The sequence below is a fragment of the Pseudomonas sp. URIL14HWK12:I12 genome (assembly GCF_003097135.1).
Lineage (GTDB): Bacteria > Pseudomonadota > Gammaproteobacteria > Pseudomonadales > Pseudomonadaceae > Aquipseudomonas.
The window spans coordinates 108,678-123,066 of the sequence record NZ_QEQL01000001.1; the positions used below are offsets into that span (position 1 = coordinate 108,678).

Consider the following 14,389-nt stretch of genomic DNA (forward strand, 5'->3'; position numbering starts at 1 on the left):
CATCGTCAGCAACGTAACCACGTTTCTGCGCAAGCGTCGGGCCATGGCAGATCAAGGTCAGCTGGGTAGTGTCCAAAACATCTGTTCCTTTTTCAGGTCTGAAGCGGGCATGGCGCGTATCGTCGCGCAGTTTATTCCAGCCCGAGGCCGCCCTATGAAGCCATTGCTTGCCCTGTTTGCTCTGTTGTTGCTAAGTGCTACCGCGCGTGCTCAGCCGGTGCTTCAAACCGACCTGCCATTGAAGTACCTCGTTCAAACCGGCGCCCAGCCGGCCCGTGAGCCGCTGGTAATCTTCCTGCACGGCTACGGTAGCAACGAAGAGGATCTGTTCACGCTGCGTCAGGGGTTGCCCGCGGATTACACCTATTTGTCAGCCAGGGCGCCCCTGCAAATGAGCGACGGTGGCTACAAGTGGTTCAGCTCGGTTCCAGGGGCCCCGGAATACGACGCGGTCCCCGAAGACCTAGCCAGCAGCGAACAACGGCTGGTCGCCTTTGTCACACAAGCCCAACGCAAATACGGCGTCGACGCCCGCCATACCTATCTGATTGGCTTCAGCCAAGGCGCGATCATCAGCTACCAGGTACTGCTCAAGGCACCCGGGCTTGCTGCAGGCTTCGCCGCCCTGAGCGGAAAGATGCTGCCTGCGTTACGTAACGCCCTGCCTCATGCCGAAGGGCAAGCTAACCTGAAGGTCTTCATTGGCCATGGTACTGCCGACTCTGTATTGCCTTATGCGACGGCGCCTCGAGACCAAGCCCTATTAGGAAAGCTCGGCATCGAAGCCCAATTTCATGCCTACCCCAGCATGGACCACACCGTCAGCCAGCGTGAACTTAACGACCTGTCGGATTGGCTGCGGGCGTCGGTAGGAGACTAACGCCCGACCGTTTGGCGCGGCGGGTGCCGGATGGGGCGGGCTTGCGTTCGGGAGGTTCGTCGCTGTCACTCGCGGCACCCTGCGGGTCACTGGCGCTGGGGCGCATCGAGAGTGCACTGGCGACGATCTGAAGCGGGTTGAGGATCTTGGACATGGTTCAGCCATTTTCGAGCATGTAAAGGTGTGACCCTGCCAGGCGGGACAGTTCAATCCCGCCTGACAAATGGCCTGCCTACACAGACGGCTCGTATCCCAGGTTCGGCGACAGCCAGCGTTCGCTGACGCGCACCTCCTGGCCCTTGCGGGTGGAGTAGGCGTCGATCTGGTCCTTGTCGACCTTGCCGACAGCGAAGTACTGCGCCTGCGGATGGGCGAAATACCAACCGCTGACCGCTGCGGTGGGGAACATGGCGAAGTGTTCGGTGAGCGTTACGCCGCTCTGGTTGTTCTCGTCGAGCAAGGCGAACAGCGTCGCCTTTTCGGTATGGTCGGGGCAGGCAGGGTAGCCGGGCGCGGGGCGGATGCCGCGGTATTGCTCTTTGATCCGCCCTTCGTTGTCCAGGTTTTCGTCGGCCGCATAGCCCCAGTGCTGCTTGCGTACCTGTTCATGCAGCCACTCGGCACAGGCTTCGGCCAGGCGGTCTGCCAGCGCCTTGACCATGATCGAGTTGTAGTCGTCGCCGTTATCCTGGTAAGCCTTGGCCAGCTCCTCGGCGCCAATACCAGCGGTGGTGATGAAGCCGCCGACGTAGTCTGTCAGGCCACTGCCTTGGGGTGCGACGAAGTCGGCCAGGCAAAGGTCCGGTTTGCCGTCGGGCTTTATGGTCTGCTGGCGCAGGTGATGCAGGCGTGCCAACGGCGCACCTTGCGAATCGAACAGCTGGATGTCGTCGTCATCGACCTGATTGGCCGGCCAGAAGCCAAACACGGCCCGGGCCTTGATGAGTTTTTCGTCGATCAGCTTGCGCAGCATGGCCTGGGCATCGGCAAACAGCGCAGTGGCGGCTTCGCCGACCACCTCGTCCTGGAGGATGCGTGGGTATTTACCGGCCAGGTCCCAAGAGATGAAGAACGGCGTCCAGTCGATGTAATCGGCCAAGGTGGCCAAGTCGATGTCCTCGAGCAGTTTCACGCCCGTGAAGCTCGGCACCGCCGGCTGGTACTGCGCCCAGTCGAAGACCGGCTTGGCCTTGACCGCGTCGGCATAGCTGAGGCGTTCGGCGCGATTGCTGCGCGCCGCTGTGCGCTCGCGTACCTCGGCGTAGTCCACCCGGGTGCGCTCGACGAAACCGGCCTTCAGCTCTTTGGAAAGCAACTGGGTGGCTACGCCTACCGCGCGCGAAGCGTCAGTGACGTATACCACCGCATCGTTCTTGTAGCCTGGCTCGATCTTGACCGCCGTGTGTGCCTTGGAGGTGGTCGCGCCGCCGATCATCAGCGGCAGGTGGAAGTCCTGGCGCTGCATCTCGCGCGCTACATGTACCATTTCGTCCAATGAAGGAGTGATCAGCCCGGACAAACCGATGATGTCGCATTTCTGCTCGCGGGCGACCTGCAGGATCTTCTCTGCCGGCACCATCACCCCCAGGTCGACGATGTCATAGCCATTGCACCCCAGTACCACGCCGACAATGTTTTTGCCGATGTCGTGCACGTCGCCCTTGACCGTGGCCATGAGGATTTTGCCCTTGGCCTCAGGTTTGTCGCCTTTTTCGGCTTCGATGAACGGGATCAGGTGCGCTACGGCCTGCTTCATCACTCGCGCCGACTTCACTACCTGGGGCAGGAACATCTTGCCCGAGCCGAACAGGTCGCCGACCACGTTCATGCCGTTCATCAATGGGCCCTCGATCACCTCGATCGGCCGGGCGCACTGTTGGCGGCAGGCTTCGGTGTCTTCGACGATCCAGGTCGTGATGCCTTTGACCAGTGCGTGCTCAAGGCGCTTTTCAACCGGGTAACTACGCCACTCTTCGCTTTCGGCCTCCTTGACGGCACCGCCCCCCTTGAACTGCTCGGCGATGGCCAGCAAGGCCTCGGTGGCATCACCGTTGCGATTGAGCACCACGTCTTCGACTTTCTCGCGCAGGGCCGCCGGGATCTCATCGTAGATTTCCAGTTGGCCGGCGTTGACGATGCCCATGGTCAGGCCGTTCTTGATGGCGTAGTACAGGAAGACCGAGTGGATCGCCTCGCGCACCGGGTTGTTGCCGCGGAAGGAGAACGACACGTTCGACACCCCCCCGGAGCTCAGTGCGTAGGGCAGGTGGTCACGGATGTATGCGCACGCGTTGATGAAGTCGACCGCGTAGTTGTTGTGCTCTTCGATGCCGGTGGCCACAGCGAAGATGTTGGGGTCGAAGATGATGTCTTCCGGCGGGAAGCCCACGTCGTTGACCAGAATGTCATAGCTGCGTTGGCAGATTTCGGTCTTGCGGGCCTCGGTATCGGCCTGGCCCTGCTCATCGAAAGCCATCACCACCACGGCTGCGCCATAGCGCTTGCACAGCCGGGCGTGGTGCTTGAAGGCTTCTACACCTTCCTTCATGGAAATGGAGTTGACGATGCCCTTGCCCTGGATGCATTTGAGGCCTGCCTCGATCACTTCCCATTTGGAGGAGTCGATCATGATCGGCACGCGGGAGATGTCGGGCTCGGAGGCGATCAGGTTGAGGAAGGTGACCATGGCCGCCTTCGAATCGAGCATGCCCTCGTCCATGTTGATGTCGATGATCTGGGCGCCGGCCTCCACCTGCTGCTGGGCCACTTCAAGGGCTTCGCTATAGAGCTCCTCACGGATCAGCCGGGCGAACTTGGCCGAGCCGGTGATGTTGGTGCGCTCACCGACGTTGACGAACAGCGAGCTACGGTCGATGGTGAACGGCTCCAGGCCCGACAGCCGGCAGGCACGGGGAATGTCGGGCACCGCGCGCGGCGGGTGCTTGGCCACGGCTTCGGCAATGGCGCGGATATGCCCAGGCGTGGTGCCGCAACAGCCGCCGATGATGTTGAGCAGGCCCGATGCTGCGAACTCCTCGACCACTTCAGCCATCTGGGCCGGGGTTTCGTCGTATTCACCAAAGGCATTGGGCAGGCCGGCATTGGGGTGGGCAGACACGAACGTGCCTGCCTTGGCCGACAGCTCAGCCAGATAAGGGCGCAGTTCCTTGGCCCCCAGTGCGCAGTTCAGGCCTACCGAGATCGGGTTGGCGTGGCGGATCGAGTTCCAGAACGCTTCTGTGGTTTGCCCCGAAAGCGTGCGGCCGGAGGCATCGGTGATCGTGCCGCTGATCATGATCGGCAGCTCGACGCCGTCCTCTTCGAACACCTGCTGAACAGCGAAAATCGCCGCCTTGGCATTGAGGGTGTCGAAGATGGTCTCGATCAGGATCAGGTCGGCGCCGCCCTCGATCAGGCCGCGGGTCGCCTCGATGTAGTTGCTCACCAGCTCATCGAAGGTAACGTTGCGAAAGCCTGGGTCATTGACGTCCGGTGAAATGGAGCAGGTGCGGCTGGTGGGGCCCAGCACCCCTGCCACGAACCGGGGGCGGTCGGGTGTTTCGAGGGTTTTGGCGTCGGCGACCTGCCGGGCGATGCGGGCCCCTTCGACGTTCAGCTCATACACCAGGGCCTCCATGCCGTAGTCAGCCTGGGAGACCTGGGTGGCGTTGAAGGTGTTGGTTTCCAGAATGTCGGCGCCGGCGTCCAGGTAGGCTTTTTCGATCTCGGCGATCACCCGCGGTTGGGTCAACAGCAGCAGGTCGTTGTTGCCCTTGACATCGCTTGGCCAGTCGGCGAAACGCTCCCCCCGGTAGGCGGCTTCGTCCAGCTTGTAGCTCTGGATCATCGTGCCCATGCCGCCGTCGAGAATCAGGATGCGCTCGTTCAGAGCATTGCGGAGGGCCTGTAGGCGGGCGCTGCGGTCTGGCATGGGGAGAACTCTGTCAAAGCCGGGAAAGGCGCGAATGATAGCAAAGCTGAAGCAGGCTTGAGCGGTGCAGGGTGCTGCATGAATTTGCTTCATGTTGAGGCCGCTCGACGGTCGGTCGCCGATTCGGCTGAGCACAACGGGCTTTTTGTAGTCGTAACCGTTGCGGATGCACCTGCCTGGTGCATGAATTTCCAACGCAGTAGAAGGCTCGTTACAGATGTTGATCTCGATTCAGGCCCTGAGGGCGCTGGCAGCCTGGATGGTCGTGTGCCATCACTTCATGCAGATTTTCTTCGATTTCCACGCCCAAGGCCCGATCGGCCATTTCTTCAGCGTACGGGGCGCTGTAGGTGTCGACATTTTCTTTGTGATCAGCGGGCTGGTGATCTACCTCTCCACCCACGACAAACCCCAGGCACCGAAGGATTTCCTGCTCAACCGAGTGCTGCGCATCGTGCCTGCGTACTGGATCTATACCCTGGCGATGGGGTTGTTGCTGGTGACTGCCGGCGCCCACATGCCCCATGGCCAGATCAGCTGGCCGACTTTCCTCGCCTCCTTGCTGTTTATCCCGGCAGAAAACCCCGGCGGCTACGGGCTTTACCCCACGCTGAACGTAGGCTGGACGCTTAACTACGAAATGTTCTTCTACCTGGTGTTCTCGCTGGTGTTCATGGTGCCCAAACGCTGCCGGCCGCTGCTTGTGGCAGGCGTGCTGTTTGCCGTGGTGGAGTGCGTCACCCGCTTTGGCCTGGTCAGTCGCTTCTACGCCAATAACATTGTTTATGAATTTTTACTGGGGATCGCCATCGGAATCGCCTGGCGTCGTGGCTGGGTTCGTACCGGTTTTTGGTGGCCGCTTGCGCTGGTAAGCCTTGGGATGGTTAGCATCTATCGGCTGGAACCTGACAACCGTTTGCTCGACTGGGGCCTGCCCAGCGCCCTGATCGTGCTTGGCTGCGTGGCCATGGAGCCCTGGTTCAGAGGCAGCCAGTGGCTCAAGGCGCTGGGTGACCGCTCCTATTCGGTGTACCTGTTGCACCTGCTGGTGCTCTATGCCGGCTGGTTCATCACCCAGCACATGGCGGTGGACCCCTATGCGGTATTTTTCCTGTTCTGCGTGCCGGCCATTGGCATGGCATCGTGGTTCAGCTACGAACTGATCGAGCGGCGTTTGTATCAACGCATGAAAGCCTGGGCCAGGCAGGGCAGGGCATTGCGCCAATCGGTGCCGTTAACCTGACAAAAACACTTGGTCTTTTGCCCGGCGACGCTTTGGCGTACACTGGCCGCCAGTCTGTGAGGAATTTACATGAGCGCTATAACCATTACCGACGCCGCCCATGACTACCTGGCCGATCTGCTCTCCAAGCAGAACACCCCGGGCATTGGCATTCGCGTCTTCATCACTCAGCCTGGCACCCAGTATGCTGAAACGTGTATCGCCTACTGCAAGCCCGGTGAAGAAAAACCGGACGACGTGGCGCTTGGTTTGAAGAGCTTTACCGCCTATATCGACGCCATCAGTGAGCCGTTTCTCGAAGCTGCCGTGGTCGATTACGCAACTGACCGCATGGGCGGCCAATTGACCATCAAGGCCCCTAACGCCAAGGTGCCCATGGTCAATGAAGATAGCCCGATCAACGAGCGTATCAACTATTACCTGCAAACCGAGATCAACCCGGGGCTGGCAAGCCACGGCGGCCAGGTGAACCTTGTGGATGTGGTCGAAGACGGCATTGCGGTATTGCAGTTTGGCGGCGGTTGCCAGGGTTGTGGGCAGGCAGACGTTACCCTGCGAGAAGGCATCGAGCGTACCTTGCTTGAGCGTATTCCGCAGCTCAAGGGCGTGCGGGATGTGACTGACCACAGCCAGAAAGAAAACGCTTACTACTGATCAAGTTGCGCCAGCGGCGCGCTCCAGGGCCGCCGCTGGGTGGCCCTCCATTGCGTTTGCGGCAGGCCCGTGGTTCCACAGTAGAAACCAAGGTTTTTTTCTCGGCGACGGCTCGGATCCGGAACTCAAGTCGATGAGGCCGTGAAGATCTTCACGAAACATTCTCGTCAGGTGGGGGGGCGGTACAGATGCGCATGGCCTGCGCTGTAAAGACTCGACGCTTCGAACGGCGCGGCTCCAAGCACCTCACCGACCAGAATGAGAGCGGTACGACGAAAACCCAGCGCCTGCACCTGCCCTTGGATATCAGCCAACGTGCCGCGTGCGATGGCCTGATCCGGCCAACTGGCGCGATGGACCACGGCGATGGGGCAAGCGGGCCCATAGTAAGGCATCAGCTCATCGATGATTCGCCCCAGGTGCTTGACGCCCAGATGGATCGCCAACGTGCTGCGGTGCCGGGCCAGGTCTGCCAGGCTTTCGCCCTGCGGCATGGGCGAGCGGTCACCGTAGCGAGTGAGAATGACGGTTTGCGATAGCCCCGGCAGGGTCAGTTCAGCTTCCAGGGCTGCGGCGCAGGCGGCGGTGGCAGTGACGCCGGGGATGATCTGAAAAGGAATCGACCGTGCCCGCAGCTCACGGATCTGCTCACCGATCGCACCATACAGCGAGGGGTCGCCCGAATGCACGCGGGCCACATCCTGGCCGTTGGCATGCGCGTCGGCCAGCACTTGTACGATCTGCTCAAGGTTCAGCGCGGCGCTGTCGATTACCTGCTCGGCCTGGTGGCCTTCAAGCACCGCTTCAGGCACCAGGGAGCCTGCGTAAAGGATTACCGGGCACTGGCGTATCAAACGCTGGCCTTTGACGGTGATCAAGTCAGGGTCGCCGGGGCCGGCGCCGATGAAGTAAACGGTCATGGGGTTCCTTGTGCAATGGCCAGGGTCGCTTGGCCGTTGGCGATTCGGGCGACGCGTAATAGGGCAGGCTGCCCGGTCAGGTACTCGCAGTGGGCCAGCGCCGCGCTTTCGGCGACGCCCGCGCAGCCCGTGCGTTCCAGCGTTATGGCGCTGTGATGGGTCAGGCGAGGGTGCAGGTGCGCCAGAGCCGGGCTGTCATAGGTGAACAAGGGCAGGCGCAACTCATCAGCCAACGCTAGCAGCGCAGGCTCATTCGCCTTCAGGCGGTGGCTGGCGAGCCCCCTGGGGACTTGGCCAGGGCACTGCACCAGGGCCAGCGCCAGCAGCTCGCGCAATGCGCCAACGACGCAGTGGCGGCGGCAGCCTATACCGATGACGATCATCCAAGCCTCGCGCTTAAAAGCCGCCATCATACCGCTGCATGTTCAGGCCCATGGCATTTTATCGACGGCTCATCGCTGTGATGGTCGTTTTCCAGTGCGTTGCAAAGAGAATTGTAATGGTTTTGCACTGGAGCCCGTTTAGCTTCAACCAAAGTGAATAACTCAAGTCTCACCCCTGAGCCCAAGTGGGCGAACGGCTTCTTTTTTCCGCAACTGCGGTTCTAGGCTTATTGAGGGTGATCAATGAAACCGCTGGCAGCGTGGATAATAGGATTTGCTGTTTCGATATATGGCACAGGCCAGGCAATGGCCGCGAAACAAATCATGAGCCCCGAGTTGCTGGTCAATTGCACTGCCTCGGCCATGGAGGCGGGCCGAGGCATTGAACTGTACAAGGCATGGTTCGATGCACTGGACGCCTACAACCGGCACCAAATGCCTGCACTTTCAGATAACGAAAGGCATGTCTATTCGCTGGGGCGGATCGACCAGCGCCGCAACCTGATCAGCGCTTCGGCGGCGAGCCCGACCTCAGCGCTGCGGGGCTATTACGAAGCGAACTGTTCCAGCTATACGTTCCGATAACAGAGAGGGTTTCGCGCCTTGGGGCGAAACCCTTGCCTGATCAGGCTGCGTTTGCGTGTGCAACGCCTAATACAGTTAGCTCTTCGGTTGCGGGCACGGGGGCGAAGATGAAGTTGGCTGCCGTTACATCGGAGGTATGGTTGCCAGACATCGCAAACTCGAACTGGTTACCGTTGGCATCGGCCTCGCGCGACTTGAAGTAGGTCTTGTCGCCGGTGTCATTGAGCACCACTACCAGCGTACCGTCTCGGCCATTGCCAAGCCCGGTGAAGCCGAGCGCAGAAAGGTCGACGCGATCGGTGCCGGCATCGAAGTCGGTGATCAGATCGCCGTGGTTGCCTTCTTCCTTGCTCAGGCCATAGTTGCGGTAGCTGTCGAGCAGGTTCGAGAATCGGAACACATCGTGGCCACCGCCGCCGCTGAGAACGTCAGCGCCCGCGCCACCGTCGATGATTTCACTGGCGCTGGTGCCGGCGAGGCGATCATTGCCTGCAGTGCCTAGCACCAAGTGTTCGAAGCTCACATTGCTGCTGTCGAGCTTGCCCACCAGGTTGCCGCTTAGCGCTACTTCGAAGCGCTGCCCCTGCGCGTCGGCTTCGTAGCTTTTCAGGTAGGTGCGGTCAGTGCTGGCGTTGTATTGCACCGCAAGGGTACCGGCGTAACCGTTGCCCAGGCCGCTGAAGCCTAGGCCAGCCAGGTCCAGGCTGTCTTGGGCGGGGTCGAAGTCGGTGATCAGATCTGCGTAACTGGTACTGGCATCACGGTAGCTGTCGCTGATCTGTTCGAAGCGGAATGTGTCATGACCATCGCCGCCAGTAAGCTTGTCGGCCCCGGCGCCGCCGATGATCAGGTCGTCGCTCGCAGTACCGACCAACACGTCCTTGCCGTCAGTGCCGTCGATGCGGTGCATCGGCACGCTGTCACTGGCAACGCTGCCTTCGCCATATACCAGCGTAGTACCTTTGCTGGTGTGCTCGATCACGTTGCCGTAGAAGCTATTGTGTTCGGTACCAGGTTCCCGGCGCTCGGCAATGCCGTAGGTCGAAAGGTCGCTGCCGGTGATGGTGTTGCGCTGCACCAGGTTGTTGTCGCCGTTGTAGTACCGGCTCGACACTCCCTGGGTATCGTCATAAGCCTGGATGACCACTTCGGGGACCGCGCCATTCTGGGCGTTGTCGTGGATCTGGTTGTTCACGACCTGGCTGCCGCTACTGCCATACAGCCGCACGCCCGCACTGCCGTTGTCGTGGATGGCCACACCGTCGACGGTCACGTTCGTAGACATCTTGACCAGCACACCTTCGGCAGCATTGCCGTACACCGCGCCGCCGCTGATCAGGATGTTGTCAACCAGCGCCCGGTCTTCGCTGCCGCGCTGCACCACGATGCCGGCGCCACCGTTGGCGTACGCCACATTGTCCACCAGCTCGAAGTCGTGAGTGCTGGTCACAATGTTGAAGCCGTGGCGGTCATTATCGTAGGCCACGTTGTTCACGAAACGGCCATCGATCTGGTAGTCAGCTACAAAGCCGTCCAGGCCGTTACCGTGTGAGACGCTGTTGCTGATGGTGAGGTTGATGGTCTGCTCGTGGGGGTCAAAGCCGTAGCCAGAGCAGTCTTTGATCTCGACCTGGTCCAGCAGCACATTGCTGTCGTGGCCGTCACCGTCAGGGATGAACCCGTTGAACCAGCCGTCGACCTTGCCGGTGGTATTGTCACGGTTGCCGTCCAGGGTGAGGTTGTTTACCCCGAAGTCGTGGGTTTCTTCACCGTAGGCCGATCTGATCAAACCGGTGATATTGCCACTGGAACCGTCGGCAAGCTTGAGCGTGCTGACACCCATGCCCGCGCCGCTGATGGTCACACCGCTCTTGATCATCAGGCACCCGCTGGTGGGGTCGCCGTTACCACTGATGATGAAGGTCCCTTCGGGAATTTCGACTTCACCGCCGCCTGCAGCGAACGCCGCGTCGATGGCCGCCTGGATCGCTGAGGTGTCATCGGTTGCGCCGTCGCCTACAGCGCCGAAATCCTTGATATTGAAAGCCATGGTCTGTCCTCGGGTTCAGGGATGCCTTGCAGCGTGAAGCACACTGCGGCGCCTGTTCGACTCTGCGAAGTAGGTCCAATCCCTGCAACGCCGAGGAATAATGTGTAATGGTTTTCCACTGTGAATAATCGATGGGCCAAACTTTGGGGACCAACTTGATCGGCAGCACGCGCCACTAAGCCTGATCAAGCCGTGACAAATCCCGGGCATTGAGTGAAAAGCCCGCTCATGCAATTTCATCTGGCATGAACGGGCTTTCATGGCCGGGGCGCTGCCGGGGAGTAAGCTTCAGGTTGCTTGCTCCTGTGATCCAACGCCCTTGCCACCGCCGGCTGCCCCGCGCGGTGGCTTTTTTTAACGCGCCTTTACCGCATCATGCGGCTGCTTCCTGATGTAGCGAGGCCATGTCGATTACAAAGCGGTACTTCACATCGCTTTTGAGCATGCGCTCATAGGCCTCATTGATGTACTGGATCTGGATCGGCTCGATGTCCGAGACGATATTGTGCTTGGCGCAGAAGTCGAGCATTTCCTGGGTTTCACGGATGCCGCCGATCAAGGAACCGGCGAGGCTGCGGCGCTTGAGAATCAGGTTGAACACAGTGGGTGAGGGGTGCGGATGCTCCGGCGCGCCCACCAGCGTCAGGGTGCCGTCACGTTTGAGCAGGCTCAGGAATGGGTCCAGGTCATGCTTGGCCGCCACTGTATTGAGGATGAAGTCGAAACTGTTAGCGTGTGCAGCCATCTGCTCGGGGTCTTTGGAGATCACTACCTCTTTGGCGCCCAGGCGTAGGCCGTCTTCGCGCTTGCTTTCGCTGGTAGTGAACAGCACCACATGCGCGCCCATCGCTGCGGCTATTTTCACACCCATGTGGCCCAGGCCACCCAGCCCGACGATACCTACTTTTTTACCCGGCCCGGTTTTCCAATGCGACAGGGGGGAGTAGGTGGTGATGCCGGCGCACAGCAACGGCGCTACAGCGGCCAGGTCTTTTTCGGCGTGCGAGATGTGCAATACGAACTGCTCTTTGACCACGATGCGCGTGCTGTAGCCACCGTAGGTGTTTTCGCCGCCGAACATCGGGCCATTGTAAGTGCCGGTAAAGCCGTTTTCACAGTATTGCTCTTCACCCTCGGCGCAGGAAGGGCAGTGCTGGCAGCTATCGACCATGCAACCTACACCGGCCAGGTCGCCTACCTTGAAGCTTGTCACGGCACTGCCCACAGCGCTCACGCGACCCACGATTTCGTGGCCGGGCACTGATGGGTAAAGGGTGTTGGCCCATTCATTGCGGGCGGTATGCAGGTCGGAGTGGCAGACGCCGCAGTGCAAGATATCGATCTGCACGTCGTGCGCCCCAGGCTCGCGACGTTCGATGGTGAATGGGGCCAGTTTGTCGGTGGCACTCTGAGCTGCGTAGGTATAGGTTTTGCTCATTGCGAGGGTTCTCCGTGGGTTCGGGCCGGCAAGTGCAAAAGCGCGCCCGGCCGAGGCGTGGAACGGCGGACCGCTGCCTGTGCTCTACAAGGCTAGGCCCATCGTTCGGAGTCAACCCTCATGCAGACCGCCTACCAACCTGAAACGTTCGATCACGACACGCTGCTGCACGATAGCGGCCTGTTGCTCATGGAGTTCGGCACCAACTGGTGCGTGCACTGCCAGGCTGCACGGCAGTACTTGTTACCAGTGTTGGCGGAGTATCCGCAGGTGCGTCACCTGCAGATCGAGGACGGGCCGGGGCGCCGGCTGGGCCGTGCCTACAAGGTCAAACTATGGCCGACGATGGTCTTCCTACGTGATGGCCAGGAAGTCGCGCGGCTGGTCAGGCCCTCGCATACGGGCCTGATCGAAGAGGCATTCGAGCAGTTGGCCGGCCAGGGATGATAGGCTGGTTGTGCCTTCCCTCAGGTGACGACCGCTATGGCCTTGGCCACGCCTCCCTCATTCGCCCCGACCACCCAGACCGTGCTGCCCCTGGCCAAGCGCTATGAGCGCGGCACCTGCATCGAAACCCATAGCCATGAATGGGGCCAGTTGCTGCACGCGATCAGCGGGCTGATGTGGGTCGACACCCCAAGCTCGGCCCTGCTGGTGCCTCCCCAGCGCGCCGTATGGCTGCCGCCGGGCGTTCCTCATGGGATTCGCGTGGTCAACCCGCTGCAGATGCGCAACCTGTACCTGGCGCCCATGTGGGCTTCAACGGTTGGCAAACGGTTGGCTGTGCTAGAGGTGTCACCGTTGTTGCGCGAACTGGTGGTGAGGCGCGTTCAGTTGGACGATGTTGCCCAGGCGGGCTATGCCCAGGCTCTGGACAACTTGCTGGTGATGGAGCTGCGGGCTGCACCGCCTGGCGGGTTGCAGGTGCCGATGCCCGAGGCGGGCGACCGTCGTTTGCTGGCAGTCTGCAGAGCAGTCATGGCTCAGCCGGCGCAGCACCTGTCGTTCGAGCAGCATGCCGCCGAGGCGGGGGCGAGCACTCGCACGCTGGCCAGGTTGTTTCAGGCGGAACTGGGTATAGGGTTCGTGCAGTGGCGGCGCCAGGTGCAACTGGCTCTGGCCGTTGCCCAGCGCCTGCAGGGCATTGCGGTAGGCCGCATTGCGCGCGACCTGGGCTATGAGCCGGGCAGCTTTAGCGAGATGTTTCGCAACGCTCTGGGTGCACCGCCGTCGGCGTTCGGCCCGAACGCTTGTCCGATTCCCTGAAGTGGGTGGCAGGTCGAGCCCCTGCGCTGCCGCTAGCCTGCAGCCTTCTTTCCCGAAATAGAAGGCCTGCCATGCAAGCACTGCAATTTCAAGCCACTGGAAGCCTGGACCACCTGAGCTTCGCCGACCTGCCTATGCCGGTGCCCGCCGAGGGCGAAGTGTTGGTGCGAGTGGAGGCCGCTGGCCTTAACCCCAGCGACATGAAGAATGTATTGGGCCGCTTCCCCTACACCACGTTGCCACGCGTGCCCGGGCGGGATTTCGCCGGTGTGGTGGAGCAGGGGCCGGCTCAGTTACTCGGCAAGGCAGTCTGGGGCACCGGGCGCGGCCCAGGGTTCACCCGCGACGGCTCGCATGCGCGGTACCTGACCGTACCAGCGCAAGGCGTAACGCCGATGCCCCAAAGCCTGACCTTCGCTCAGGCTGCAAGCCTGGGGGTTCCCTATACCACTGCCTGGGATGCGTTGGAGCGTGCTCAGGTTCAGGCCGGCACGCGGCTGTTGATCATTGGCGCCAATGGCGCAGTGGGCCAGGCAGCCTTGGCCTTGGCCAGGCTGCGGGGGGCGCAGGTGCTGGCAGCGGTGCGGCGGCCAGAACAGGCCACCTCCCTGCACGCCCGGGGCATCGACACGCTGGTGTTAGGCGATCATGAGCAGCTCCGGATGCAGGTGGAAGCGGTTTATCCAGGCGGTGCGCAGGTCGTCTTCGACACCACAGGCTTCTGGCTCCCTGCCGCGGTGGATGCCCTGGCACCCTTTGGCCGGATTGCATTGATCGCCGCGCCCGCGGACGGAACGGTGCAGTTACCCGCGCTGTCGCTTTATCGGCGCGGCGGTGAGCTGATTGGGGTCAATTCGCTGCTGTACGACACGATCGGTTGCGCGGCGATGCTGCATTCTTTTACCGAGGCGTTCGATCAAGGCCATCTGCCCAGGCCGGAGGCGCCTTGCCAGATACCATTGGCGGAGGGCGTTATCAGCTATCGCGCACTGGAAGCAGGGAGTACCGAGAAGGTTGTATTGATACCCTCCTGATCGAA

Annotated in this window: 11 protein-coding genes and 1 pseudogene; 7 read left to right on the top strand and 5 right to left on the bottom strand. The window is 61.2% G+C overall.

The genetic code is table 11. From position 1 onward, the window contains the following. Positions 1 to 154 precede the first annotated feature (154 nt). Positions 155 to 880 (top strand): alpha/beta hydrolase, encoded by a 726-nt coding sequence (locus F474_RS00465; protein WP_256577787.1) that lies wholly within the window; start codon positions 155 to 157, stop codon positions 878 to 880. A 232-nt stretch (positions 881 to 1,112) separates the two neighbouring features. On the opposite strand, the gene metH is transcribed toward F474_RS00465, so the two are convergent. Next, positions 1,113 to 4,811, bottom strand: coding sequence for a methionine synthase (gene metH / locus F474_RS00470; RefSeq protein WP_097086873.1), 3,699 nt, complete (start codon positions 4,809 to 4,811; stop codon positions 1,113 to 1,115). A 217-nt stretch (positions 4,812 to 5,028) separates the two neighbouring features. Here metH and F474_RS00475 point away from each other — a divergent pair, with 217 nt between their 5' ends. Both F474_RS00475 and nfuA read left to right on the top strand, forming a co-directional pair. Then, entirely contained in the window at positions 5,029 to 6,054 is a 1,026-nt protein-coding gene (locus F474_RS00475; protein ID WP_097086374.1) for an acyltransferase, read from the top strand. Between the two features lie 69 nt (positions 6,055 to 6,123). Further along, positions 6,124 to 6,708, top strand: coding sequence for a Fe-S biogenesis protein NfuA (gene nfuA / locus F474_RS00480; RefSeq protein ID WP_097086376.1), 585 nt, complete (start codon positions 6,124 to 6,126; stop codon positions 6,706 to 6,708). A 167-nt stretch (positions 6,709 to 6,875) separates the two neighbouring features. Here nfuA and cobM read toward each other — a convergent pair whose 3' ends face one another. Then, on the bottom strand, positions 6,876 to 7,628 hold the full coding sequence (gene cobM, locus F474_RS00485) for a precorrin-4 C(11)-methyltransferase (RefSeq protein ID WP_097086378.1): 753 nt from the start codon (positions 7,626 to 7,628) through the stop codon (positions 6,876 to 6,878). Then, positions 7,625 to 8,038 carry a cobalamin biosynthesis protein gene (locus F474_RS00490; RefSeq protein WP_256577788.1) on the bottom strand — a complete coding sequence of 138 codons (414 nt, stop codon included), beginning with the start codon at positions 8,036 to 8,038 and terminating at the stop codon, positions 7,625 to 7,627. Before F474_RS00490 ends, cobM begins: the two co-directional genes overlap by 4 nt. Before the next feature lie 216 nt (positions 8,039 to 8,254). On the opposite strand from F474_RS00490, the gene F474_RS00495 reads away from it, so the two are divergent. After that, positions 8,255 to 8,596, top strand: coding sequence for a hypothetical protein (locus F474_RS00495; protein WP_125483354.1), 342 nt, complete (start codon positions 8,255 to 8,257; stop codon positions 8,594 to 8,596). A 67-nt stretch (positions 8,597 to 8,663) separates the two neighbouring features. On the opposite strand, the pseudogene F474_RS00500 reads toward F474_RS00495, so the two are convergent. Together F474_RS00500 and F474_RS00505 are read right to left on the bottom strand one after the other, a co-directional pair. Next, positions 8,664 to 10,646 (bottom strand): annotated as a pseudogene (locus F474_RS00500) (right-handed parallel beta-helix repeat-containing protein); the annotation flags it as partial. A 373-nt stretch (positions 10,647 to 11,019) separates the two neighbouring features. After that, positions 11,020 to 12,084 carry an NAD(P)-dependent alcohol dehydrogenase gene (locus F474_RS00505; protein ID WP_097086385.1) on the bottom strand — a complete coding sequence of 355 codons (1,065 nt, stop codon included), beginning with the start codon at positions 12,082 to 12,084 and terminating at the stop codon, positions 11,020 to 11,022. Between the two features lie 120 nt (positions 12,085 to 12,204). Here F474_RS00505 and F474_RS00510 point away from each other — a divergent pair, with 120 nt between their 5' ends. The 3 genes from F474_RS00510 (at position 12,205) to F474_RS00520 (ending at position 14,384) form a co-directional block, all read left to right on the top strand. Further along, positions 12,205 to 12,531 carry a thioredoxin family protein gene (locus tag F474_RS00510; protein WP_097086387.1) on the top strand — a complete coding sequence of 109 codons (327 nt, stop codon included), beginning with the start codon at positions 12,205 to 12,207 and terminating at the stop codon, positions 12,529 to 12,531. Between the two features lie 36 nt (positions 12,532 to 12,567). Continuing rightward, positions 12,568 to 13,350, top strand: coding sequence for a helix-turn-helix domain-containing protein (locus tag F474_RS00515; protein WP_097086389.1), 783 nt, complete (start codon positions 12,568 to 12,570; stop codon positions 13,348 to 13,350). 71 nt (positions 13,351 to 13,421) lie between these two features. Further along, positions 13,422 to 14,384 carry a zinc-binding alcohol dehydrogenase family protein gene (locus F474_RS00520; RefSeq protein ID WP_097086392.1) on the top strand — a complete coding sequence of 321 codons (963 nt, stop codon included), beginning with the start codon at positions 13,422 to 13,424 and terminating at the stop codon, positions 14,382 to 14,384. Positions 14,385 to 14,389 lie beyond the last annotated feature (5 nt).

What these genes read in the sequence shown, in the direction of transcription:
- F474_RS00465 (WP_256577787.1), top strand. Translation starts at nt 155, where the DNA reads ATGAAGCCATTGCTTGCCCTGTTTGCTCTGTTGTTGCTAAGTGCTACC.
- metH (WP_097086873.1), bottom strand. Translation starts at nt 4,811, where the DNA reads ATGCCAGACCGCAGCGCCCGCCTACAGGCCCTCCGCAATGCTCTGAAC.
- F474_RS00475 (WP_097086374.1), top strand. Translation starts at nt 5,029, where the DNA reads ATGTTGATCTCGATTCAGGCCCTGAGGGCGCTGGCAGCCTGGATGGTC.
- nfuA (WP_097086376.1), top strand. Translation starts at nt 6,124, where the DNA reads ATGAGCGCTATAACCATTACCGACGCCGCCCATGACTACCTGGCCGAT.
- cobM (WP_097086378.1), bottom strand. Translation starts at nt 7,628, where the DNA reads ATGACCGTTTACTTCATCGGCGCCGGCCCCGGCGACCCTGACTTGATC.
- F474_RS00490 (WP_256577788.1), bottom strand. Translation starts at nt 8,038, where the DNA reads ATGGCGGCTTTTAAGCGCGAGGCTTGGATGATCGTCATCGGTATAGGC.
- F474_RS00495 (WP_125483354.1), top strand. Translation starts at nt 8,255, where the DNA reads ATGAAACCGCTGGCAGCGTGGATAATAGGATTTGCTGTTTCGATATAT.
- F474_RS00505 (WP_097086385.1), bottom strand. Translation starts at nt 12,084, where the DNA reads ATGAGCAAAACCTATACCTACGCAGCTCAGAGTGCCACCGACAAACTG.
- F474_RS00510 (WP_097086387.1), top strand. Translation starts at nt 12,205, where the DNA reads ATGCAGACCGCCTACCAACCTGAAACGTTCGATCACGACACGCTGCTG.
- F474_RS00515 (WP_097086389.1), top strand. Translation starts at nt 12,568, where the DNA reads ATGGCCTTGGCCACGCCTCCCTCATTCGCCCCGACCACCCAGACCGTG.
- F474_RS00520 (WP_097086392.1), top strand. Translation starts at nt 13,422, where the DNA reads ATGCAAGCACTGCAATTTCAAGCCACTGGAAGCCTGGACCACCTGAGC.